At 61.1% G+C, this 24,063-nt stretch carries 23 protein-coding genes; 17 read left to right on the top strand and 6 right to left on the bottom strand.

Features of this window, described 5'->3' with window-relative positions:
• The first annotated feature begins 102 nt into the window (after nt 1-102).
• The 14 genes from O4H31_RS17855 to O4H31_RS17790 all read left to right on the top strand — a co-directional run bounded on the left by O4H31_RS17855 (nt 103) and on the right by O4H31_RS17790 (nt 13,807).
• On the top strand, nt 103-1,746 hold the full coding sequence (locus O4H31_RS17855; RefSeq protein ID WP_269347950.1) for a CTP synthase: 1,644 nt from the start codon (nt 103-105) through the stop codon (nt 1,744-1,746).
• 318 nt (nt 1,747-2,064) lie between these two features.
• Nucleotides 2,065-2,856: a 23S rRNA (adenine(2030)-N(6))-methyltransferase RlmJ gene (locus O4H31_RS17850; RefSeq protein ID WP_269347949.1), complete on the top strand. Its 792-nt coding sequence runs from the start codon at nt 2,065-2,067 to the stop codon at nt 2,854-2,856.
• Between the two features lie 3 nt (nt 2,857-2,859).
• Entirely contained in the window at nt 2,860-3,153 is a 294-nt protein-coding gene (locus O4H31_RS17845; RefSeq protein WP_067627071.1) for a DUF1330 domain-containing protein, read from the top strand.
• Between the two features lie 85 nt (nt 3,154-3,238).
• On the top strand, nt 3,239-3,676 hold the full coding sequence (locus O4H31_RS17840) for a TerB family tellurite resistance protein (protein ID WP_269347948.1): 438 nt from the start codon (nt 3,239-3,241) through the stop codon (nt 3,674-3,676).
• Nucleotides 3,677-3,739: 63 nt separating this feature from the next.
• The gene (locus O4H31_RS17835) at nt 3,740-4,180 is read left to right on the top strand and encodes a TerB family tellurite resistance protein (protein ID WP_067938626.1); all 441 of its coding nucleotides are present in this window, start codon (nt 3,740-3,742) and stop codon (nt 4,178-4,180) included.
• Nucleotides 4,181-4,291: 111 nt separating this feature from the next.
• Nucleotides 4,292-5,068, top strand: coding sequence for an ABC transporter ATP-binding protein (locus tag O4H31_RS17830; protein ID WP_132445154.1), 777 nt, complete (start codon nt 4,292-4,294; stop codon nt 5,066-5,068).
• A 24-nt stretch (nt 5,069-5,092) separates the two neighbouring features.
• Entirely contained in the window at nt 5,093-5,830 is a 738-nt protein-coding gene (locus tag O4H31_RS17825) for a transporter substrate-binding domain-containing protein (protein WP_067938622.1), read from the top strand.
• 80 nt (nt 5,831-5,910) lie between these two features.
• Nucleotides 5,911-6,795 carry an ABC transporter permease gene (locus tag O4H31_RS17820; protein WP_269347947.1) on the top strand — a complete coding sequence of 295 codons (885 nt, stop codon included), beginning with the start codon at nt 5,911-5,913 and terminating at the stop codon, nt 6,793-6,795.
• On the top strand, nt 6,792-7,598 hold the full coding sequence (locus O4H31_RS17815; protein WP_269347946.1) for an ABC transporter permease: 807 nt from the start codon (nt 6,792-6,794) through the stop codon (nt 7,596-7,598). The genes O4H31_RS17820 and O4H31_RS17815 overlap by 4 nt, the downstream gene beginning before the upstream one ends.
• 100 nt (nt 7,599-7,698) lie before the next feature.
• Nucleotides 7,699-9,033: a glutamine synthetase family protein gene (locus O4H31_RS17810; RefSeq protein ID WP_269347945.1), complete on the top strand. Its 1,335-nt coding sequence runs from the start codon at nt 7,699-7,701 to the stop codon at nt 9,031-9,033.
• Between the two features lie 10 nt (nt 9,034-9,043).
• Entirely contained in the window at nt 9,044-9,733 is a 690-nt protein-coding gene (locus O4H31_RS17805) for a type 1 glutamine amidotransferase (protein ID WP_269347944.1), read from the top strand.
• A complete protein-coding gene (locus O4H31_RS17800; RefSeq protein WP_269347943.1) occupies nt 9,733-11,094 on the top strand; it encodes a glutamine synthetase family protein in 1,362 nt (453 codons plus the stop codon). The genes O4H31_RS17805 and O4H31_RS17800 overlap by 1 nt, the downstream gene beginning before the upstream one ends.
• A 14-nt stretch (nt 11,095-11,108) precedes the next feature.
• Nucleotides 11,109-12,413 carry an NAD(P)/FAD-dependent oxidoreductase gene (locus O4H31_RS17795; RefSeq protein ID WP_269347942.1) on the top strand — a complete coding sequence of 435 codons (1,305 nt, stop codon included), beginning with the start codon at nt 11,109-11,111 and terminating at the stop codon, nt 12,411-12,413.
• Nucleotides 12,414-12,628: 215 nt separating this feature from the next.
• Nucleotides 12,629-13,807: a DegT/DnrJ/EryC1/StrS family aminotransferase gene (locus O4H31_RS17790; RefSeq protein WP_269347941.1), complete on the top strand. Its 1,179-nt coding sequence runs from the start codon at nt 12,629-12,631 to the stop codon at nt 13,805-13,807.
• 47 nt (nt 13,808-13,854) lie between these two features.
• On the opposite strand, the gene phaR is transcribed toward O4H31_RS17790, so the two are convergent.
• From phaR to O4H31_RS17775, 3 genes are all read right to left on the bottom strand, one after another.
• Entirely contained in the window at nt 13,855-14,403 is a 549-nt protein-coding gene (phaR, locus tag O4H31_RS17785; RefSeq protein ID WP_067622929.1) for a polyhydroxyalkanoate synthesis repressor PhaR, read from the bottom strand.
• Nucleotides 14,404-14,546: 143 nt separating this feature from the next.
• Complete coding sequence (locus O4H31_RS17780) at nt 14,547-14,990, bottom strand: phasin family protein (RefSeq protein WP_067622858.1); 444 nt, start codon at nt 14,988-14,990, stop codon at nt 14,547-14,549.
• A 152-nt stretch (nt 14,991-15,142) separates the two neighbouring features.
• The gene (locus O4H31_RS17775) at nt 15,143-16,948 is read right to left on the bottom strand and encodes a PHA/PHB synthase family protein (RefSeq protein ID WP_269347940.1); all 1,806 of its coding nucleotides are present in this window, start codon (nt 16,946-16,948) and stop codon (nt 15,143-15,145) included.
• A gap of 50 nt (nt 16,949-16,998) precedes the next feature.
• Between O4H31_RS17775 and phaZ the strand changes: the two genes are divergently transcribed.
• A complete protein-coding gene (gene phaZ / locus O4H31_RS17770) occupies nt 16,999-18,315 on the top strand; it encodes a polyhydroxyalkanoate depolymerase (protein ID WP_269347939.1) in 1,317 nt (438 codons plus the stop codon).
• A 9-nt stretch (nt 18,316-18,324) separates the two neighbouring features.
• On the opposite strand, the gene O4H31_RS17765 is transcribed toward phaZ, so the two are convergent.
• The 3 genes from O4H31_RS17765 to O4H31_RS17755 form a co-directional block, all read right to left on the bottom strand.
• Nucleotides 18,325-19,035: an alpha/beta fold hydrolase gene (locus O4H31_RS17765; protein ID WP_269347938.1), complete on the bottom strand. Its 711-nt coding sequence runs from the start codon at nt 19,033-19,035 to the stop codon at nt 18,325-18,327.
• 142 nt (nt 19,036-19,177) lie between these two features.
• Nucleotides 19,178-19,930, bottom strand: coding sequence for an alpha/beta fold hydrolase (locus O4H31_RS17760; protein ID WP_269347937.1), 753 nt, complete (start codon nt 19,928-19,930; stop codon nt 19,178-19,180).
• 51 nt (nt 19,931-19,981) lie between these two features.
• Nucleotides 19,982-21,268, bottom strand: a complete 1,287-nt coding sequence (locus O4H31_RS17755) for an MFS transporter (RefSeq protein ID WP_269347936.1) — start codon at nt 21,266-21,268, stop codon at nt 19,982-19,984.
• Between the two features lie 173 nt (nt 21,269-21,441).
• On the opposite strand from O4H31_RS17755, the gene thrS reads away from it, so the two are divergent.
• Nucleotides 21,442-23,388, top strand: coding sequence for a threonine--tRNA ligase (thrS, locus tag O4H31_RS17750; RefSeq protein WP_269347935.1), 1,947 nt, complete (start codon nt 21,442-21,444; stop codon nt 23,386-23,388).
• A gap of 222 nt (nt 23,389-23,610) precedes the next feature.
• Nucleotides 23,611-23,913, top strand: a complete 303-nt coding sequence (locus O4H31_RS17745) for a DUF2282 domain-containing protein (RefSeq protein WP_269347934.1) — start codon at nt 23,611-23,613, stop codon at nt 23,911-23,913.
• The last annotated feature ends 150 nt before the right edge of the window (nt 23,914-24,063 follow it).

Raw genomic sequence — 24,063 nt, 5'->3', positions numbered from 1 at the left:
AATCCTGTAAGGCTTAAATCCCGTGGTGCTGCTGTTTTCCGCAGCGCGTTTGGCTGGTTTTTGCCTGCAACAAACTTTGATTTCACGGGGGTCTCCGATCACATGGCACGCTATATCTTCATCACAGGCGGTGTGGTCTCGTCGCTAGGCAAGGGTCTGGCCTCGGCGGCCTTGGGCGCCTTGCTTCAGGCACGCGGTTTTTCGGTTCGTCTGCGCAAGCTAGACCCCTACTTGAACGTCGATCCCGGCACGATGTCGCCGTTTGAACATGGCGAAGTCTTCGTCACCGATGATGGCGCGGAAACCGATCTTGATCTTGGGCACTACGAGCGCTTCACGGGCGTGGCAGCGCGCAAGACCGACAGCATTAGTTCGGGCCGGGTCTATTCCACCGTGTTGGAGAAAGAACGCCGTGGCGATTATCTGGGCAAGACCATTCAGGTTATCCCCCACGTTACTAATGAAATCAAAGACTTCATCGATATCGGCAATGATGAGGTCGATTTCATGCTCTGCGAAATCGGCGGCACCGTGGGCGATATCGAGGGGCTGCCCTTCTTCGAGGCGATCCGCCAGTTCAGCCAAGACAAACCGCGCGGGCAATGTATTTTCATGCACCTCACGCTGCTGCCCTACGTCAAAGCCAGCGGCGAATTGAAGACCAAGCCGACGCAGCACTCGGTCAAAGAACTGCGCTCCATCGGCATCGCGCCCGACATTCTGGTCTGCCGCTCCGAGGGCCCGATCCCCGCGAAAGAACGCGAGAAACTGGCGCTGTTCTGCAACGTGCGCCCGGATTCGGTGATCGCCGCGCAAGACCTTAAATCGATCTACGAAGCGCCCTTGGCCTACCACCGCGAGGGGCTGGATCAGGCGGTTCTGGATGCCTTCCAGATCACCCCTGCCCCCAAGCCGAACCTGCGCCGTTGGGAAGACGTGGCCGACCGCATCTACAACCCCGAAGGCGAAGTCAAAGTCGCCATCGTCGGCAAGTACACCCAGCTTGAAGACGCCTATAAGTCCATCGCCGAGGCGCTGACACACGGCGGCATGGCCAACCGGGTCAAGGTTAACGTGGAATGGGTCGACGCCGAGATTTTCGACAGCGAAGACCCCGCGCCGCATCTTGAAGGTTTCCACGCGATCCTCGTCCCCGGCGGCTTTGGCGAGCGTGGCACCGAAGGCAAGATCAAGGCCGCGCAATATGCCCGCGAGCACAAGGTCCCCTACCTCGGTATCTGCCTTGGCATGCAGATGGCGGTGATCGAAGCCGCGCGAAACGTGGCCGGGCTGAAATCTGCGGGGTCGGAAGAGTTTGACCATGAGGCAGGCAAAAAGCGTTTTGAGCCTGTGGTTTACCACCTGAAAGAATGGGTGCAGGGCAACCACAAGGTGGCGCGGAAGGTCGATGACGACAAAGGCGGCACCATGCGTCTGGGTGCCTATGACGCAACGCTGGCCGAAGGCTCGCGCGTGGCCGAAGCCTATGGCACCACTACGATCGATGAACGCCACCGCCACCGTTATGAGGTCGACATCGCCTATAAGGAGCAGCTTGAGAAGGCTGGGCTGAAATTCTCGGGCATGTCGCCGGATGGCAAGCTGCCAGAGATTGTGGAATGGTCGGATCACCCGTGGTTCATCGGGGTGCAGTTCCACCCCGAGCTGAAGTCAAAGCCATTTGATCCGCATCCCTTGTTCAAGGATTTCGTGCGCGCCGCGAAGGATGTGTCGCGGTTGGTATAAGATTGAAGGCCCGAGCGTTATGCGCCGGGCCTTTTTTTCTGCCGGGCAACCACTAAAAGGCCCGGAATGAAGCCGCAGGCGCCGGGCCATCGCCTGCCCGCCCGCCCCGCCGTAGGCGTGCCATCATTCATTCGGCGCATCTGCGGTGCGTCGGGTAGGCGATTTCGCGAAGGGCGCGTACTTCTGCGAGAACACATCACGGTAGCACCACAAAGCGGCATGGATCGCGGTTTGGTTCGCCCACCCGCGGACAGGCGCTGGCCCTTAGCTCCCGCTCTTTCGCGTTGCACCCGCCAACCACTCCGCTACAGCTAGGCCATGCTGAGCTATCAACACATCTACCACGCCGGAAACCTTGCAGACGTGCAGAAACATGCGCTTTTGGCTTGGATGCTGTCGTATCTCACCCGCAAGGACAAACCGCTCACCTATCTGGAAACCCACGCAGGCCGGGCGCTCTATGACCTGTCGGACGCGGCGGCGGAAAAGACCGGCGAGGCGCGGCAGGGCATCGACAAGGTGGCCGATTGGTTCGCCCCCGATCACCCCTATTCCCAAGTCTTGCAAGAGTTGCGCGAGACCCACGGCCCCCGCGCCTATCCCGGCTCTCCTCTGCTGGCTGCGAAACTGCTGCGCCCCGATGACCGCATCCATTTGGCCGAGTTGCACCCCCAAGAGCACAGCGCGCTTGATCTGGCAATGTCGCCCTACCCGGTGAAATGCCACCTCAGCGATGGGTTCGAGATGGCCTTTGCCCTCACCCCGCCCACGCCGCGCCGGGGGATGCTGCTGATTGATCCCTCCTATGAGATCAAGACCGATTACGAGACCATCCCGCGCCAGATCGCCAAGCTTAGCCGCGCATGGAACGTCGGGATCATCGCCCTGTGGTATCCGATCCTGACCAACCGCGCGCATGTACCCATGCTCGACACGCTCACCGCCAACCACCCTGATGCGCTGCGCCACGAAGTGCACTTCCCGCCTGCGCGCCCCGGTCATGGCATGGTCGGCTCGGGCATGTTCGTAATCAATCCCCCCTACGGGCTGGAAACTGAGGCGCAGAACCTCACCGCCCGTTTCGCCACTTTGACCCAACAGGAGAGATAACAGATGCCAAAGGGCTATTGGATCGCCACCATGGATATCCACGACACCGCGATTTATGATAAATACCGCGCCGCCAATGCCAAACCATTCGCGGATTACGGCGCGCGTTTCCTCGTGCGCGGCGGCACCCAACAAGTCCGCGAAGGCCAGATGCGCGCCCGCACTGTTGTCTTGGAATTCGACAGTTATGCCGACGCGGTCGCCTGCTACGAAAGCCCCGGCTACCAGCGTGCCAAAGACATCCGCCTGAACGTGGCCGATGGGTCTTTGGTGATCGTAGAAGGCTATGACAGCTAAATCCATGCGGACCATTGCAGGAACCAGCGCGCCCCACGCGCAGTTTCCTCTATGGCGACCCTGTTTCCTGCGATAAGTGAGCCCCATGCTGAACCGACTGTTCCCCCGCCGCAAGGCACAGCCGAAACCTTTGCCGCAGCCCAATGCCCAACTGGCACTGGGCGCGCTTTTGGTGCGTGTGGCCTTTGCTGATCGTAACTACCGTGCCTCTGAGATCGGCCAGATCGACCAGATTCTGGCGCGGACCTTTGGATTGAAACCGATTGAGGCCGCCAAACTGCGCGCCACATGCGAGGCGCTGGAACGTGACGCCCCAGGCACGCCTGAGTTCACCCGCATCCTGCGCGAAGAGGTCGACTATGCCGACCGCAAGGCACTGGGTGAGGCGATGTGGCAGGTGGCCCTGTCGGATGGCGCGCGCAACGATGATGAGGAAATCCAGCTTGTCGCCATCGAAACCGCGCTTGGCCTATCGGATGAGGATATGGCCGCAGCCCGCGCCAACGCCTTGGATACACTCTGACAATCCCTTTCACACCGGGAGAGGCTTGCCGGCTTCTTTCCGCAGCAGGATGATAACGCACTTATGTTTGGTGACTTTCTCAAACGGCTGACCCAGCCCGAACCCGACCCATTGGCCGACAACGATGCCCGCCTCGCGCTGACCGCGCTTTTGGTCCGCATCGCCCGGTCCGACAATGACTATGCGATGAGCGAACGGCGCTTGATCGACCGGATCGCGGCTGAACGCTACGGGCTGAATGAGGCCGACGCCACCGCCCTGCGCGAAGAAGCCGAGGCGCTTGAGGCGCAAGCCCCCGATACCGTGCGCTTTACCCGCGCGATCAAAGACGCGGTGCCCTATGAGCGTCGGCTAGAGGTAATCGAGGCGCTTTGGCAGGTGGTTTTGGCGGATGGCAGCCGCTCTGACGAAGAAGACGCGCTGCTGCGGTTGGTGTCGAACCTATTGGGCGTCACCGATACCGACAGCGCCATGGCGCGCCAGCGTGTCGCCAAGGAAAGCTGACCTAGCGTCAGCACCGGTGCTGCGGTGCAACGCGGGCCAAACTCTGCGTTGCAATTTCCGTCGATTCGTCGCTTTATAGCGCACTGAAATGACAGATTGGCGACAGTTTCCGTGACGACAGATACCCCGGTTATCCAGATCAAGAACCTTCACAAAGCCTATGGCTCACTGGAGGTTCTCAAAGGGGTCGATCTGACCGCCCCGCGTGGCCATGTGATCTCGCTGATCGGCTCATCGGGTTCTGGGAAATCCACCCTTTTGCGCTGCTGCAACCTGTTGGAAGACAGCCAACAGGGCGAGGTGATTTTTAAAGGCGAACCGGTGCGGTGGAAAGGCAACGGCCACCACCGCTGCCCGGCGGATGCCAAACAGGTGCTGCGCATTCGCACCAACCTGTCGATGGTGTTCCAGCAGTTCAATCTCTGGGCACATATGTCGATCTTGCAAAACGTCATGGAAGCACCCCTGACCGTGCTGGGCCGCGACCGGGCAGAGGTGGAGCGCGCCGCGCGCGGCTATCTCGAAAAGGTCGGGATCGGCGACAAATGTGATGTCTACCCCGCCCAACTGTCCGGCGGCCAGCAACAACGTGCCGCCATCGCCCGTGCACTCTGCATGGAGCCCGAGGCGCTGCTGTTTGACGAACCGACCAGCGCGCTCGACCCCGAGCTTGAGCAGGAAGTTGTTAAAGTTATCAAAGACCTCGCCGCAGAGGGGCGCACGATGGTGATCGTGACCCATGATATGAAACTGGCGGCTGACGTCAGCGATCATGTCGTCTTCCTGCACCAAGGTCTGATCGAAGAACAAGGGACGCCCGAAGAAGTCTTCGGCGCGCCCAAATCGGAACGTCTGCGTGGGTTCCTTTCGGCAACCCAGCCTGCGTAAACAAAAACCAAAGGGAGTTACCAAATGAAAAAGATCCTACTGGCAAGCGCCGCGCTCAGCATGACTGCTGGTTTCGCGATGGCCGAAGCCCATGGCAAAACCATCCGCATGGGCACCGAGGGCGCCTACCCCCCCTACAACTTCATCAACGACGCCGGCGAAGTTGACGGTTTCGAGCGTGAGCTGGGCGACGAGCTTTGCAAACGCGCCGAGCTGACCTGTGAATGGGTGAAAAACGACTGGGACAGCATCATCCCCAACCTCGTGTCGGGCAACTACGACAACATCATGGCCGGGATGAGCATCACCGACGAGCGGAAGGAAGTCATCTCCTTCACGCAGAACTACTATCCGCCGACCGCTTCCGCTTATGTTGCGGCCTCTGAGGATGCGGACATCGAAGGCGGCGTTGTTGCAGGTCAGACAGCGACCATCCAAGCCGGTCACGTTGCCGAAAGCGGTGCCACGCTGATCGAGTTCGCGACCCCCGAAGAAACCGTCGCGGCCGTGCGCAACGGCGAAGCCGACGCGGTATTCGCTGACAAAGATTACCTCGTTCCGATCGTCGAGGAATCCGGCGGTGAGTTGATGTTCGTGGGCGACGATGTCCCGCTCGGCGACGGCATCGGCATGGGTCTGCGCCAGTCCGACACCGAACTGCGTGACACATTCGACGCTGTCATCACCGAGATGAAAGAAGACGGCTCGCTGAACGAGATGCTTAAAAAGTGGTTCGGCGAAGACACCACCACCTACGAGTGATCCAACCTCAGGCGCGCCCCTCGCGGCGCGCCTGACCTTCCCTGCGCGGCACCCTCGCGCGGATTAGCCCATGGGGGCCCATGTTTTCTTTCTGTACTGACCCATCGATCCTGGACGACTGGTTCTGGACCGCCTGTTACCTGACAACCGGCGTCCATATGTCGTTCTACATGTCCTTCCTCAAGGTCTTGATGCTGCTTGCCGTGACCGCGCCCGTCGCGCTGGCCTTCGGCTTTGGCGGGGCCATGATGGCGCGCGCGCGGTTTGCGCCGCTCAGCTGGGTCGGCAAGGGCTATATCGCGCTGGTGCGCGGTGTGCCCGATATCGCCTTCTTTCTGTTTTTCGTTATCGCCTTGGATCAGGGCATTGAGTATCTGCGCCATAAGGTACTCTGTTCCGACTGGGACATGCCGGTCCGCCAAGGCAATGACTTCGTGGTCTGCCAAGCGGCCAAGATGCCCCTCGGCAATGCGGCGCAATGGGTACATGAGACCTATGGCTTCAGCCTCGCGGTCTTTACCTTTGCCATTGTTTTCGGGGCTTTCGCGGCCAATGTGCTTTTTGGTGCCATGCGCGCCGTGCCCCGCGCCCAGCTAGAGACAGCAGAGGCCTATGGCATGAGCCACCGCCAGACCTTCTGGCGCGTGCTGGTGCCGCAGATGTGGGTCTATGCCCTGCCCGGCCTTAGCAACCTTTGGATGGTGCTGATCAAGGCCACGCCGCTGCTGTTCCTGCTGGGCGTCGAAGATATCGTCTATTGGGCGCGTGAGTTGGGCGGCACCAAGACGCCGCGCTTTACCGACTATCCGCACCCCGACTGGCGCATGTGGTATTTCCTCGGGCTGCTGGTGTTCTACCTGCTCTTCACCCGCATCTCCGAAATCGCGCTGGACCGGCTGATGAAACGATTGACACGCGGCCAAGCCACCACCGGCGGCGAAGCCCAGCGGAGGGCCGGCGCATGAGCTGTCTGCAAACGATTCAGGACTACGGTCTGCGGTCCCTTGGCTATGGCGAACGGCTGCTTCCGCGCGAGAACTTCACGCTCTGCGAACAGTTCACGCTGATCGGCTCGGGCATGCTCTGGAACATCTACTTTGGCGTTATCGCCCTGCTGACCGGCTTCTTCTTTGCCACAGCGCTTGGCGTCGGCAAGGCCAGTCCGAACCCGTGGTTCCGCAAACCGGCTGAGTGGTTCATCTTCATCTTCCGCGGCTCCCCGCTCTTTATCCAGTTCTTCTTTGGCTACTTCCTGTTTCTGTCACTGAAATCCGAATACGCTTTCTTCGCCCCCTTCACCGCAGCATGGCTGGGCGCGTTGATCGTGCTCTTTCTCAACACTGCCGCATATTCGGGCGAAATTTTTTACGGTGCGCTGCAATCCATCCCCAAGGGCGATGTGGAGGCCGCAGATGCCTATGGTTTGTCCGGTTGGTCGCGCTTTCACCGGGTGATCTGGCCCACCTCGCTACGTCTTGCCTGGCCCGCCTATACGAACGAGGCGATTTTTCTGTTTCACGCCACGACACTGGTGTTTTTCAGCGGTTTCCCGGCATGGCAACAGCGCGGAGATGCGCTCTACTATGCCAGCTATTTTGCCGACAAAACCTTCAATCCCTTCATCCCCTATCCCATTCTTGCCGGTTATTTCATCTTGCTGACGCTCTGCATCATTGGCGTCTTCGGTTTGATCAATTCCCGCCTCAACCGGCACCTGCCACAGGCCCAACGCCGTAAAATTCGCTTGCGTCCTAATTTGATCCGGTAGTATCCATTATTTGATCAAATTACGCGGCGCGTGGGCGCCGACCGCTTTTGCCCTCGGGCGAACCGCTCTGTGACATGCCCACCGCCCTTGCAGGTGACGTATGAACAACTGGCTTCGTAAAAACCCACAGGTCCGCACCATTCGTGTGGCCGCCGCCGACCTCAATGGCCAAGCCCGCGGCAAGCGAATCCCGTCGCGGTTTGCGGATAAAGTAACCACCGAAGGCACCCGCTTTCCGGTGTCGGTGCTGAACCTCGACATCTGGGGCGAGGATATCGACGACAGCCCGCTGGTGTTTGAAAGCGGCGATGCGGACGGCGTGCTGAAACCGACCGAGCGGGGCTTCATGCCGATGCCATGGCTCGACGCGCCCTCGGCCCTGCTGCCGATCTGGATGTTCCGCGAAGATGGCCGCCCCTACCCCGGCGATCCGCGCCATGCGCTACGCGCGGTACTGGACCGTTACAAGGCGCGCGGGCTGACGCCGGTCTGCGCGGTGGAGTTGGAGTTCTTCCTCATTGACGACTCGGGCCGCAACCTTCAGGTGCCGATCTCGCCCCGCTCGGGCAAGCGGCGCAAGGCGGCTGAAACCATGTCAATCCGCGCGCTTGACCAGTTCGATCTCTTCTTCACCGATCTCTATGACGCCTGCGAAGAGATGGACATCCCCGCCGACACCGCCATTTCCGAGGCGGGCCTCGGGCAGTTCGAGATCAACCTGATGCATTGCGACGACGCCCTGCGCGCCGCCGACGACGCATGGCTGTTCAAGATGCTGGTCAAAGGTCTGGCGCGGCGGCACGGCTTTGCGGCAAGCTTTATGGCGAAACCCTATGAGGATTACTCCGGCTCTGGCCTGCACACGCATTTCTCGGTGCTGGATGAGAACGGCAATAGCATCTTCGACGATGGCGGGCCCAAGGGGACCGCCACGCTGCGCCACGCCGTGGCGGGCTGCATGAACGCGATGCAGGGCTCGGCGCTGGTCTTCTGTCCGCATGCCAACAGCTTTGACCGGATGGTGCCAGAATCCCATGCGCCCACCGGGGTCTGCTGGGCCTATGAGAATCGCACCGCAGCGATCCGCATCCCTTCAGGCAGCCACAAGGCGCGGCGGATCGAACACCGTGTGTCGGGGGGCGATGTGAACCCCTATCTGATGCTGGCGGCTGTCTTGGGCGCGGCGCTTAACGGAATCGAAGACGCGGCAGAACCGCCCGCCCCGATCACCGGCAATGCTTATGCCGCCGATCTGCCGCGCATGCCCAGCGACTGGAAAACCGCGATCGACCTGTTTGAGGGCTGCCCCCATGTCGCGCGTATTTTTGCCCCCGAGATGGTCCGCAACTTCGTGCTGACGAAACGCCAAGAATTGCATTACATGCAGGAATTGACCCCAGAGGAACAGGTCGAGATCTATCTCGACACTGTGTAACAGGTGACACATGAAAATCGGCATTCTGCAAACCGGCCATTCCCCCGATGACTTCCGCAAAGAGCTTGGGGACTATGGCGAAATGTTCACCAAGCTGCTGGACGGTCACGACTTTGATTTTCAGATTTGGTCTGTGGTCGATGGCATCCTACCCGAAGGGGTGAGCGAGGCCGATGGCTGGCTCATCACCGGGTCCAAACACGGCGCTTACGAGGATCACGACTGGATCCCGCCGCTGGAGGATTTCATCCGCGAGACCTATGCCGATGGCCGCCCGATGATTGGCGTTTGCTTTGGCCATCAGATCATTGCCCAAGCACTGGGTGGCAAGGTTGAAAAGTTTACTGGCGGCTGGTCGATTGGCCGCACGGAATACGACATGGACGGAGACAAGCTGGCGCTCAACGCATGGCATCAAGATCAGGTTGTCGAACTGCCCGAGGGTGCGAAGGTCGTCGCCTCGTCTGATTTCTGCCCCTATGCGGCGCTGGCCTATGACAACCGCATCTGGACGGTTCAGCCGCACCCCGAATTCGGGCATGACTTCATTGACGGTCTGATCAAAACCCGCGGCAAAGGCGTGGTGCCAGACCACCAGCTTGAACAGGCCACCGCCGCGCTTGGTGGCCCCATTGATAACCATAAAATCGCGGACCAAATGGCCGCATTCTTTAAAGACAACAGGAAAGAGAGGGCCTGATGGCCGAGGATTGGACAGAAGCACTACCCGAAGCGGCGCGCGCCTATCTTGAGGGCCGGCGTCTGGACGAAGTGGAATGTATTATCCCCGACCTGCCCGGCATTGCCCGCGGCAAGGCTGTCCCGGCGTCGAAATTCGCGCGGCAGGATTACTTTCACCTGCCCGACAGTATCTTTTACCAGACCATCACCGGCGAATGGGGCGAAGCGGCGGGCGATGACGGGTTTATCGAAAAGGACATGATCCTGCGCCCGGACATGGACACGGCCACCGCCGCCCCATGGACCGGGGACTGGACGCTTCAGGTCATCCACGACGCCTATGACCGCAACAATGAGCCGGTGGCCTATTCGCCGCGCAATGTGCTTAAACGGGTGGTGCAACTGTACCGCGACAAGGGATGGGAGCCTGTGGTGGCCCCTGAGATGGAATTCTTCCTTGTGGCGCGCAACATCGACCCGGCCAAGGAAATTCAGCCGATGATGGGCCGCTCGGGCCGCCCCGCGGCGGCGCGGCAGGCCTATTCGATGACCGCCGTGGATGAATTCGGCCCCGTCATCGACGACATCTATGACTTTGCCGAGGCGCAGGGTTTTGAAATCGACGGCATCACCCAAGAAGGCGGTGCTGGCCAGCTTGAGATCAACCTGCAGCACGGCGATCCGGTGCGTCTGGCCGACGAAGTGTTTTACTTCAAACGCCTGATCCGCGAAGCGGCGATGCGGCACGAGTGCTACGCCACCTTCATGGCCAAGCCGATTGCCGATGAGCCGGGCAGCGCGATGCACATCCACCATTCGGTGCTCGACGTGAAAACCGGCGAAAACATCTTTGTCGATGCGGATGGGGAAGAGACTGCGCCCTTCCAGCACTTCATCGCCGGGCTGCAAAACCACATGCCCTCGGCGCTGGCCGTGATCGCGCCCTACGTCAACTCCTACCGCCGCTACGTCAAAGATCACGCCGCGCCGATCAACCTTGAGTGGGGCCGCGACAACCGGACCACAGGCATCCGCGTGCCGCTCTCGGGGCCAAAATCGCGCCGGGTTGAGAACCGTCTGGCGGGGATGGATTGCAACCCCTACCTCGGCATCGCCGCCAGCCTCGCCTGCGGCTATCTGGGATTGATCCAGCAGAAAGACCCGCTGCCCGAATTCAAAGGCGACGCCTATGTCGGCGAAGGGGACATCCCCCAAGTTCTGGGCCAAGCGCTTGATCTGTTTGAGGAAGCCACAGAGCTGCATGAGGCTTTGGGTCCGGAGTTCGCCCGCGTCTATTCCATCGTGAAACGGGCGGAATATGAGGAGTTCCTACAGGTCATCTCACCATGGGAACGTGAACATCTGCTGATGAACGTCTAACGCCCGGAGGCCCGATGAACCTGCTTTACGCCAATGACACGCCCGGCCAGCACCCCACCAGCTGGTACGCCGCCACCGCCACGAAGCATACGGCCTACCCGCCGCTGCAGGGCGACACCAAAGCCGATGTCTGTGTCGTTGGCGGGGGCTATACCGGGCTTTCCGCCGCGCTGCATCTGGCGGAGGCGGGCTATGACGTGGTGCTGTTGGACGCGCAGCGCGTGGGCTTTGGCGCATCGGGCCGCAACGGCGGGCAGTTGGGGTCAGGCCAGCGGGTCGAGCAGGACGGTCTTGAGAAAATGCTGGGCCAAGAGCATGCCAGCAAGCTTTGGGAGATGGGACAAGAGGCCAAGGCGCTGGTCAAATCGCTGATCGAAAAACATGAGATCGACTGCCACCTGAAACCCGGCGTGGCATGGACCGGATCGACCGCCTCTGACGTGCGGCATCTGCACGACTATGCGGAACATCTGCAAAAGCACTACGGTTATGATGAGATTGAGGTGTTGGACCACGCCGCGCTGCAATCGGTTTGCCCCTCGCCCGACTACAAGGGCGGCGTGCTTGACATGGGTGCGGCGCACCTGCATCCGCTGAACTATGCGCTTGGTCTTGCCCACGCCGCAGCCGCCGCAGGCGTGCGCATTCATGAGACAAGCCCCGCCGAGAATATCGTCGAAGGCAGCAAGGCACTGGTGCAGACCGCCACCGGCAGCGTCTCTGCCGACCATGTGGTGCTGGCCTGCAACGGCTATCTGGGCAAGTTGAACGGCGACGTGGCCGCGCGGGTCATGCCGATCAACAACTTCATTGCCGCCACCGAACCCTTGGGCGACCGCATAAATGACGTGCTGCCGCGCGACGTGGCCGTGGCTGACAGCCGGTTCGTGGTGAATTACTTCCGGCTGTCGCACGACGGGCGGCTGCTTTTTGGTGGCGGCGAAAGCTATGGCTACCGGTTCCCGCAGGACATCGCCGCCAAGGTGCGCAAACCGATGTCGCAGGTCTTTCCGCAGTTGAAGGATGTGAAGATCGACTATGCTTGGGGCGGCACCTTGGGCATCACGATGAAGCGCCTGCCCTATGTCGCGCGGCTGGCGCCGAACATCTTATCGGCCTCGGGCTATTCTGGCCACGGCGTCGGTACGGCGACCCACGCAGGCTATCTGATGGCCAAGGCGATCGAGGGCGATGCCGATGGGTTCGACACGATGGCCGCGATCCCGACGCAGGCATTTCCGGGTGGCGCCTCTCTGCGCAGCCCGCTGCTGGTGCTGGCCATGCTTTGGTATGCGACGCGGGATCGGCTGGGTCTTTGACCTCTCCAGTGTGAGCGGCAATGGCGGGGGGCTCGTTTTGGGCGGGCCTGTAAAAAGGGGGGGCGCTGGCTCCATCGCGCCGGGGGCGCGATTCCCCCGCGGGTATTTAAGAAAGAATGAAGGAAGAACTGGGGTGCAGGCTGCGCTGGTCTTCTCTTGGCCTGAGCGGCGTGTTGTTTTACAATTCTGGAAATCATTATTCAGGATTTTGAAATATGGCTTTGCCCGACATGCACTGCGCCGAACCTATCCCCGCTGAAGCCGAGGCCGCCATTGCGGCGCTTTTGCAAAGCGGCGATCTTTTTCGCTACACCGCGGCAAAGGACGCGCCCGTTTCCTTGCTGGAGGTCGAATTTGCGCGGATGATGGGCAGTGAATATGCGCTGGCCGTATCCTCATGCTCTGCCGCGCTGTTTCTGTCCTTGCTCGCCTTGGACCTGCCGAAAGAGGCGTCGGTGCTGATCCCAGGGTTTACTTTCGCCGCCGTGCCCTCTGCGGTGATCCACGCAGGCTGTAAGCCGGTGCTTTGCGAGGTTGGCGAGAATTACCGCGTCGATCTTGAGGATTTCGCCGCCAAATTGCCCGGTGTTCAGGCCGTGATTATCAGCCATATGCGCGGGCACACTTCGGATATGGATGCGATCATGGCGCTTTGTGAGGCCGCCGATGTGGCGGTGATCGAAGACGCCGCCCATTCGCTGGGAACGCTTTGGCAGGGGCGAAAGATTGGCACGATTGGCAAAATCGGCTGTTTCTCTTTTCAGTCCTACAAGATGATCAACGCGGGCGAAGGGGGCATCCTGATCACCGATGATGCCGATCTGGTGGCCCGTGCCATCATCATGTCGGGCGCCTATGAGCATAATTGGAGAAAACACGCAGCCCTGCAAGACAGCTTTGCCACGTGGCAGAACCGGCTGCCGCTTTACAATCTGCGGATGTCGAACCTGTCGGCGGCGATCATCCGTCCGCAACTGTCGCATCTGCCGCGCCGGGTGGCGGATGGGCTGCGCAATCATGATCACATGGCCGCGCGGCTGGCGACCTCACCATTGATCGATGTGCCAAGCCCCCTGCCCGGAGAGACCCGCGCGCCGGATTCGATCCAGTTCAATCTGGTCGGCCTGCCCGATGCCACGATCCGCGCCTTCGCCGCGGCAGCAGAGGCGGCGGGTGTGAAGGTGCAGGTCTTTGGCCAGAGCACCGACAACGCCCGGGCATTCTGGAACTGGCAGTTCATCGAAGACCTGCCTGACCTGCCGCGCACCCGCGCCATGTTGATGCGGGCCTGTGACGTGCGCCTGCCGGTACAGTTGACGCTGGATGAGATCGACGCTGTGGCGGATGTGATCTTGGCGGCGCTGGCCGATGTGGCGGATGCGCAGGCTGCATAGGGGTGCACCGAAAGGAGGGAGCGCAGGGCTCCCTCACCGGGGGTGGGTCAGTTCAGCTTTGACAGTTTGTCTTGCAATTCGGCCAACTGCTTTTTGATCGCATCCAGATCGTCGCCCTGTTCGGCCTGTTGCTTGGGTGGTTCCGGTGCGGTCGATTTGGCCCAGCCTCCTGTCATCGCTTTCATGAAGGCTTCTTGCTGCGCCTGCATCGCTTCCATGCCGGGCATTTTGGCCATCGGGTTCATCGCGCTCATGTTTTCGACCACTTTGCTCTGCCCATCGCGGAGCATGTCGAAAGAGGCCTGCAAGAACTGCGGCACCACCGAAACATTGCCCGACATATAGCTGCGGACCAGATCGGTGAGCACATCGACCGGCAAGACGGCTTCGCCCCGGCTTTCGTGTTCAGCGATGATTTGCAACAGATATTGCCGTGTCAAGTCATCGCCAGACTTCAGGTCGACGATCTGAACTTCACGGCCATCGCGGATGAAACCGGCGATATCCTCCAAGGTGACGTAATCGCTTGTTTCGGTATTGTAGAGCCTGCGGCTGGCATAGCGTTTTATCAGCAAGGGCTTCGGTTTGTCCGCCATGATGTTACTCCCGACCAGTGGTGCTGCATCGCAGCTTAGGACAGGGATCGGCAAATAGAAAGAGCGCATGACAAAAGGGCAGGCCCGATTGGACCTGCCCTTTTTCTAGGCACCATGCCGAGAAGAAAAAACCGACGGGCGGTTTACTTCACGGTGGATTTCTTGGCAGCAGCCTGAGCGTTCTCGGCTGTTTTGGTCGCTGCGGCAGTCGCGTCGCTCTGGAACTCTTTGCCAGCCGACATCATCAGCTCAACAGTGTCCATCTGCACCTTTTTCGCGATCTCGGCGAAGGCGGCCATATGCTCGGCCGCAGATTCAGCGGAGGCGGAAGCGAAATCGGTCATCGCTTTGGCGTAGTCTGTGGGCTCGGCTTTGACTTTGGTCATCTCGGTCAGGCGGGACAGAGTTTCTTTGGTCCAGGCGGTGGAGATATCAGCCGATTTTTCAGCCGCGTCAAAGGCAACGCCCGAGAGTTTCTCGTTCAGGGAGGCGGTGTTTTTGAATGCGTCTTGCATAGCGGCGTTATCCACGGGGAAAGCGCCCATAATGTCTTTGAACATCGCGGTCATGTCAGGTGTCTTGGTCATGTCTCAATCCTTTTACTGCTACTGTGGCAAGGGAGCGGGAAGACCCGTCCGTTTCGCGTCTGACCACAATATAGATGCCGCAGTGCAGCATTTCAAGGTTTTTTCTGCATTGCAGCATAGGCTGCCTAGCGCGCTAAGATTACGTAAGGTAATCAGTCATTTGCCTTGCGGGCCACATAGGCGCCCGGCGCGTCGCCGAGAACCTCGCGGCCATCATCGCCGGGAAAGCGCGCGGGAATCATAGCGCCTGCGCGCTTGACCAGCCACTTGCCCCACCGCGGCCACCATGACCCTTCGTGATAGGTTGCGGCCTCGCGCCAAGCTGCGTAATCTTGGCTGAGGTCACCGTTCACATAGTGGCCGTATTTATTGCGGCTGGGCGGGTTCACGATGCCCGCGATATGGCCCGATTGCGCCATGATGAAGGTCTTGTCCTTCGAGCCCATCTGCTGCACGCCACGGTAGCAGTCCTTCCACGGCGCGATATGGTCCGTCTCGCAGGCCACGGCGCAGAGTGGCACCTCGATATCGCCAAGGGTCAGCCGCTCGCCCAACAGTTTATACCCGCCCTCGGCCAATTCATTCCGCTGGCACAGGCCGCGCAGATATTGCATCGCCATTTGCCCCGGCAGATTGGCCCCGTCCCCGTTCCAATAGAGCAGATCAAATGCCGGTGGGGTCTCTCCCATCATATAGCTGCGCACGGCGGGTCCATAGACCAGATCGTTGGAGCGCAGAAAAGAGAAGGTCCGCGCCATGACCACGGAGGGCAGAATGCCCTTGTCCGCCGTCTCGGCCTCGATCCCGTCGATGAAGTCATTGGTGAGGAAGGGCTGGAATTCGCCCTGATCCGAGAAATCGGTGAGCGCGGTGAAGAAGGTCGCGGATTTGATCGAGGTGTCGCTGCGTTTTTTCAACAGCGAGAGCGTCAACGCCAGCGTGGTGCCTGCAATACAATAGCCGACGACATTCACGCGCTTTTCATCCGTGATCGCCTTCACCTCTTCAATCGCGGCGAGGTAGCCCTCTTCGACGTAATCCTCCATGCCGATCTGGGCATAGCTGACATCGGGGTTCACCCATGAGACGACGAACAGCGTGTGCCCCTGATCGACAAGCCATTTGACGAGGCTGTTCTGCGCCTTGAGATCGAGGATGTAGAACTTGTTGATCCATGGGGGGAAGATCAGCAACGGGGTCTTGTGCACCTCTTCGGTGCTGGGCGTGTATTGGATCAGCTCGAACATGCGGTTGCGAAACACCACCTTGCCGGGCGTGGTGGCGATGTTACGGCCCAACTCGAAGGCGCTGTCATCGGCCAGTTTCACGACCAACTCGCCGTTGTTGGCCTCCAGATCAGCAATCAGGTTTTCCAGCCCCTTCACAAGGCTCTCGCCTTCGGTCTCTACCGCGCGCTCCAAGACATCGGGGTTGGTGGCAAGGAAATTGGTCGGCGACATCATCGCGATGATCTGCTGACTGAAATAGACCAGCCGCTTCTTCTCGGCCGGGTCCATGTCTTGGGCGTCTTCGACCGCTTGGCGCAGCGCTTCGGCGTTGATCAGATACTGCTGCTTGATGAAGTTGAAATAGGGATGGGTCTGCCACAGCGGATTGGCAAAACGTTTGTCGGTGGGTGCCTCCCCCTCGACCGGGGCCAGCCCGCCTTTGGCCAGCGCCTGCTGCGCCTCGACGAAATGGGCGACCGATTTGGTCCAATAGCCCATCTGATGCTCCATCAAACGGGCCGGATTTGTCATCGCCTCGGCCCAGTAAGACTGTGCTGCTTTCGCGAAAAGTTGTTGGTTCGGCCCGTCCAACGCGGGCTGATGGCCCTCGCGCTGCGACATCACCCGGGTCAGGCGCTTACTTAATTCTTCAACCTTTTTCAGGTTTTGCGCCATTCGAGACAGGGCTTGAGGCTCAACAATCTCGGGATTTTCGGATTCTGTTGTCATCTTAACCCTTACCTCCTATCTTTGCAGGTGCAGCATAAAGGAGCCCCCACATGCGCTATATGGCCACCTACGACATGATGGAGTCCATCCGGAATACCAATCAATGGCTCGGCGCTTCGGCGCTTGCTATGGCATCCTACCCGGCTTTCTCTCTGTTTCCAAACCCTGCGATGGAATGGTTGGCGGCATGGGGCGAAGTGACTGAGCGTAGTTTCGCCCGGATGGTCGTGAAACCCGATTGGGACATCCCCCCGGTGGTCGGTCCCACGGGCCAAGATTGTCTGGTCAGCATCGAGCCGGTGATGGAACGCCCCTTTGGCGATCTGCTGAAATTCTCGGTCCAAGGCCGCAAAGAGACGGGCCGTAAGGTTCTGCTGGTTGCGCCAATGTCCGGTCATTATGCCACGCTCCTTCGGTCCACTGTGATCTCCCTGCTGCCTGATTGCGACGTCTATGTGACAGACTGGCACAATGCCCGTGATATTCCAGTTAGCGCAGGCAAATTCGACATCGAGGACTATACGCTTTACCTCGTTGATTTCATGCACCACCTTGGCCCCGACACCCATGTGATCGCGGTTTGCCAGCCTGCCCCGCTGACCTTGGCGGCCACCGCCTATCTGGCCGAAGAAGCGCCCGAAGCGCAGCCGCGCACACTGACGCTGATTGGCGGGCCGATTGATCCTGATGCCACGCCGACGGATGTGACTGACTTTGGCCATAGCGTGACCATGGGCCAGCTTGAGCAGATGATGATCCAGCAGGTTGGGTTCAAATATGCAGGCGTGGGCCGCAAGGTCTATCCGGGGCTGTTGCAACTGGCGTCTTTCATCTCGATGAACAATGACACCCACCGCGATGCGTTCACCAATCAGATCACCCGCGTCGCGCAAAAAGCGGCGCATGAGCATGACAAGCACAACAAGTTCTACGACGAATACCTCGCCGTGATGGACATGCCGGCAGAGTTCTATCTGTCGACCGTGCAGCGCGTGTTTAAAGAGCGCGAGATCGCCCGCAATGTCTTTACCGTGGCGGGCCGACAGGTCGATATCGGTAAGATCACCACGGTGGCGGTCAAGACGGTTGAGGGCAGCAAGGATGACATCTCGGCCCCCGGCCAATGCATCGCGGCGCTTGATCTGCTGACCGGTCTGCCGGATTCCAAAAAGGCCAGTCATCTTGAAGATGGGGCTGGCCACTACGGGATTTTTGCAGGCAAAAGCTGGCGCAATAATATCCGGCCCTTGGTGCTGGACTTTATTGACGCCAACAATGGGCAGCCCGAGCCGAAAAAGCCCGAGCCTCAGAAACCCGAGGCTCAGAAATCCGCGCCCAAGAAGACGGACAAACCGGCAGCGGCCTGAGCCGCCGTCCTATTGCAGCACCAGAGGTTGATGCAGCCAGTCGCGCAGCGCGGCGGTTGTGGCCTCTGGGGCCTCTAGGCTGGGCCAATGGCCTGCATCCTCCAGCACCGTCAGCTTGGCGTAGGGGATCATCTCGGCCATGAAGGCGTGGCGTTTGACCGGACAGAGCATGTCATGCTCCCCACAAAGCACCAGTGCCGGCACCTTGCATTTGCGCAGCACGGCTTGCTGGTCCCGCCGCCGTTGCAAGGCACGGGACTGGCGCACAAAGGTATCTCCGCCAAGTGTCTCGGCCATCTCCATCGCGCGGGTCAGCACCTCGCCCCGCCCCTTGCCGGGGGCGAGAAAGCCCGAGGCCATCCGCGCCTGCATCGCCTCCCCCAGCTTGCCGGATTGCGCCATGATGATCTGCGGCTCCCGGTCTGCGGCGATGGCGGGCAGTTCGGCCAGCACCTGCGTCGCCAGCAACGCAATGCGGCTGATCCGGTCGGGGGCGCGGCGCAAAAGCTCCAGCGCCACCACACCGCCCATGCCCTGCCCCACCAGCGCGAAACGCGGCGGCAATTGATCCAAAAGGCCCGAGGCGATCTCTTCGATCCGTTCCCCTTGGGTGATCGGAGCCAACACCACCGTGCTGCGTGGGGAGAGCACTCGGACCTGTGGTGTAAAGACACGAGCGTCGCACATCATGCCGGGCAGCAGAACAAGCGGCTCAGCCATTGCGCAGGCTCCGCTGCGGTATGCGGTTGAAATGACGTGGTTTCATGCCGTCCCCCTTGGGTTTGGCGGTCTCTTAGCATGGGTGGTTTGGGGTGGCATCGGGGGTGCGACCTTATCGGCGGTTCCATGCCCGCGCCTTGGGTCAGCCCTCTTTGCCGGAAACCTCGTTTATCGCCGCGACGATCATCGCCAGACAGCGCGCGTCTGAGAAGCGGTGATCGGCGTCTTTGACCAGCGTCAGTTGCATATCAGGGCTCTGCGCGTGCTCCAGTAGCCGCACCGCCGTGGCCGTGCTGACGGCGGTGTCCGCCGTGCCCTGCAGCAGCCGCACGGGGAACGGCAGGTTCAGCGGATCGCGCAGCACCAACCGCTTGCGCCCGTCCTCGATCATCCGGCGGGTGATGACATAGGGCTCCATATAGTCCGACGGCAGTTCGACCTGCCCGACCTCTGCCAGCGTCTGTTTCTGCGCCTCGGTGAAGTTCGCCCAGTATCCGTCTTCGGTAAAATCAGGCGCGGCGGCGATGCCGACTAGCCCGGCAATACGCTCAGGCCGCTGCCGCGCCAACAGCAGCGCCTGCCAGCCCCCCATGGACGACCCCACTACGATCAGCGGCCCCTCGGTCAGCGCCGTAACTGCGGCCAGCGTATCTTCGTGCCAATCGCCGATGCAGCCTTCGGTGAAGCTGCCCGAGGATTCCCCATGACCGGAGTAGTCGAATCGCAGAAAGGCCCGCCCCTCGGCCCGCGCCCAGTCTTCGAGATAGACTGCCTTGGTCCCCATCATATCGGACTTCAGCCCGCCGAGGAAAACAACACAGGGCCCCGCCCCTTCGGTCTTGTGATAGGCGATGCGCCGTCCCTGCGGCGTGTCGATGAATTTGCTGTCTGCCATGCTGCCTCCGTCTTTGGCCCAATCATGGGCATCGCCGCGGATGAGGGCAAGTCAGTCCTCGGAAAGATGCTCAACCTCCGGCAGCCAATGGGCCAGAACCGCGGCGGCAACCGCCATCACGGCAAAGAGCATCAGCGTCGCCTGCGCCCCGATCAGCGCAGCACCACCGCCCAGCACCCCGGCCAGCAGCAAAAGCAAACCGATCACCGTATTGCTCACGGCGGCATAGGCGGCGCGGTGGTCTTTCGGGGCCATGTCGACCAGATAGGTCGAGCGCCCCTGCCGGACGCCGTGATAAGCGATCATCAGGATGAACAGCACGCCGGGCATCGCCCAGACCGCCTGCGCCAAACCAAGGAACCACAGCCCTACCGCCAAGGCCATCGCCACCGCGCCGACGATGCCCGTCAGCATCAGCACCCGGCGACTCGACATATCTGATAGCCGCCCCCAGACATAAGAGCTGACCAAGGATGCCAATGCCGAGGCCAGCACCAAGGCGCCCAGCTGCCCCAACTGCCCGCCCTCCGACGATCCGGCCAGCACGACCAGATAGGGCGGCGCAAGGGCGGTCGACACCAAAAGCCCGCGCACCAGAATGAACAGCCACAGGTCGCGATTGCCGCGCAGCAGTTTGAAATCCACGCCATCGGCCTTTTCGGTCTCGCTCGGCGTTTCTTCGATCGTTGAGAAGAGCAGCGCCGCCGCGACCCAGAGCCCCGCCGCCAGCGCAATCGCCACCACGACGACACCGCGGCTTTGAAACAGGCCCGACATCAAGAGCCCGGCAAAAATCACCACCCCGACCGAGGACACGGACCCCGCCAGTCCGGTCACCGATCCGCGCCGGGTTTTGCCCACGGTCTTGCCCAAAATTTCCTTGAACGACACCGAACAGGCGGCGCGGCAAACGGCCAGCAACGCGAGTGCCGCGCAGATGGCATAGCCCGCCGTGGCCCCCTCAAGGCTCAGCGCGGCGAGGGCGATCAGCGCCGCCGCCACGCCCTGCCCGACCGAGCCCCAGACCCAAGCCCATTTGCGCCGCGCCATGCGCTGCACCACGCCCGCCAGCGCGATTTGCGGCAAGAGCGATCCGGCCTCGCGGATCGGGACTAAGGCCCCCGCAAAGACTGCAGGCGCGCCGAGGGCACTCAGCAGCCACGCCAACACCAGCTTGGGATCGATCAGACCATCGGCCACTTTAGTCATCGACAGTGACAGGATATGGCGCAGCCCATTACGCGCCTCGGCCCGCTGCGCCTTGTCGTCCAACCCCGGTGCCGGGTCATCCGCCTCCGAAATCGTTTCGAAAGCGCGCTGCGCCGTGTCGTCTTGCATGTGACCCATCCTCGTTGTTGCCCGCCTGACATAGCGCGCCGCCGCAGGGCCGCAACTTCCCCGCCCAACGTCCCGCTCGCATTGACAAAACGCCCCCGCCCCGCCACATAGGCGCAACACATAACCCGCAACCGGGCGTCTCGTAGGCGCCAAACCGACGAGGAGCGCCCAAGATGGCCCAAATCTCCCTCACCCTTCCCGATGGCAATAGCCGCCAATATAACGCCGGTATCACCGCTAGCGAAGTGGCTGCCGACATCTCAAAATCGCTGGGCAAAAAGGCCATCAGCGCCACCGTCAACGGCGCACATTTCGATCTGGCTTGGCCGATTGAAGCAGATGCCGACATCGCGATCCACACCATGGCTGACGAAGTGCAGGCCAATGAACTGGTGCGCCACGACCTCGCGCACATCATGGCCCGCGCCGTGCAAGAAATTTGGCCCGACACCAAGGTCACCATCGGCCCGGTGATCAAGGACGGCTGGTATTACGATTTTGACCGTAAAGAGCCCTTCACCCCCGAAGACCTTGGCGCGATCGAAAAGAAGATGAAAGAGATCATCAACAAACGCGACCCCGTCCGCACCGAGGTCTGGGACCGCGCGCGCGCGATCAAGCATTACGAAGACTTGAACGAGCCCTATAAGGTCGAGTTGATCAACGCGATCCCCGGCGACGAGCCGCTGCGGATGTATTGGCACGGCGACTGGCAAGACCTCTGCCGTGGCCCGCACCTGCAACACACCGGCCAGGTGCCGGGCGATGCCTTCAAGCTGATGTCCATCGCCGGCGCCTATTGGCGCGGCGACAGCAGCCGCGCCATGCTGCAACGCATCTACGGCGTGGCTTTCACCGGCAAGGAAAAGCTGCGCGCGCATCTCAACATGCTCGAAGAAGCCGCCAAGCGTGACCACCGCAAGCTGGGCAAAGAGATGGGCCTGTTCCACATGCAGGAAGAGGCACCGGGCCAAGTCTTTTGGCACCCTAATGGCTGGCGCATCTACACCACCCTGCAGGACTACATGCGCCGCATGCAGGACCGCGACGGCTATGTCGAGGTGAACACTCCGCAGGTCGTCGACCGCAAGCTGTGGGAAAAATCCGGCCATTGGGACAAGTACCAAGAGAACATGTTCATCGTTGAGGTTGACGAGGAGCACGCCCGCGAGAAGGCGGTGAACGCGCTCAAGCCGATGAACTGCCCCTGCCACGTGCAGGTGTTTAACCAAGGCCTGAAATCCTACCGCGACCTGCCCCTGCGCATGGCCGAGTTCGGATCCTGCGCGCGCTATGAGCCGTCGGGGGCGCTGCACGGCATCATGCGGGTGCGCGGCTTTACCCAAGACGATGGGCATATCTTCTGCGCCGAAGAACAGATCACCTCGGAAACCGCCAAGTTCATCGCTTTCCTTTCCAAGGTCTATGCCGACCTCGGGTTTGAGAACTGGGCCATCAAGCTCTCCACCCGCCCCGAAAAGCGGATCGGTTCCGATGAGACATGGGACAACATGGAGCAGGCGCTTGGCGATGCCTGCAAGGCCGCCGGCTATGACTTTGAGGTGCTGGAGGGCGAAGGCGCCTTCTACGGGCCGAAGCTTGAGTTCACCCTGACCGACGCCATCGGGCGCAACTGGCAGTGCGGCACCCTGCAGGTCGATGCCAACCTGCCCGAGCGGCTTGAGGCGAGCTTCATCGGGCAGGACGGCAACAAGCACCGCCCTGTGATGCTGCACCGCGCCACCTTGGGCAGTTTCGAGCGGTTCATCGGCATCCTGATCGAGGAACACGCTGGCAAACTGCCCTTCTGGCTCGCTCCGCGGCAAGTCGTCGTCGCCTCCATCACATCCGAAGCGGATGACTATGTCACCAAGGTCGTCGAGACCCTTAAGGCCGCTGGCGTCCGCGCCGAGGCGGATATGCGCAACGAGAAGATCAACTACAAGGTCCGCGAGCATTCGCTGGGCAAGGTGCCAGTGATCCTCGCAGTGGGCGCGCGTGAAGTCGAGGAGCGTACTGTGTCAGTCCGCCGTCTGGGGCAAAAGCAAACGTCGGTTCAGCCCCTCGATACGCTCACCGCCGAACTGGCGCAGGACGCAACCCCGCCTGACCTGCGCTAACAGCGTGTAACAAAACTGCGCTCCGGCGGCCTTTGGGGCAATTTGCTTCCTGCCCGCCGGAGCGTTTTGTAACAATTCCCCCCCTCCTGCGCGGGATAGTTGCAATTTTCACTGGTTTTCGGCGTATTTTCTGACGGGACTGTGACACACTCGCTCGTGACTGGCTTGTGAGGGAACAGGCTGCTCTAGTAAGCCTGTCCAAACATCAGGAAGGAAACCACAATGTCCAACACACTCAAAACCGCCGCCATCGCAGGGGCCGTCGCTGCCGCACTCGGCAGCCACGCCACCACCGCCACAGCCGCCTCGCAAGAGAAATGCTACGGCGTGTCGCTGGCCGGCGAGAACGATTGCGCCGCCGGCCCCGGCACGACCTGCGCCGGCACGTCCGTTACGGATTACCAAGGCAACGCCTGGACCCTCGTTGACGAAGGCACCTGTGCCGAGATCGAACTACCCGCGATGGCAGACGGGACCGAGCGGACCGGCTCTTTGGAAGCGCTCGACCGCGATTTGCCCGCTTAATCTATAGCGTTCCGGGCGGCATGCCCCCCCCGCCCCCCCCCCCCCCCCCCCCCCGGGGGGGGGGGGGGGGGGGGGCGGGGGCCGGGGGGGGGGGGGGGCGGGCGGCGGGGGGGGGGGGGGCGGGGGGGGGGGGCGGGGGGGCGGGGGGGG

Source organism: Sulfitobacter dubius, from assembly GCF_027214245.1.
Taxonomy (GTDB): Bacteria; Pseudomonadota; Alphaproteobacteria; order Rhodobacterales; family Rhodobacteraceae; genus Sulfitobacter; species Sulfitobacter dubius_A.
This window is presented reverse-complemented; position numbering and strand designations above follow the sequence as displayed.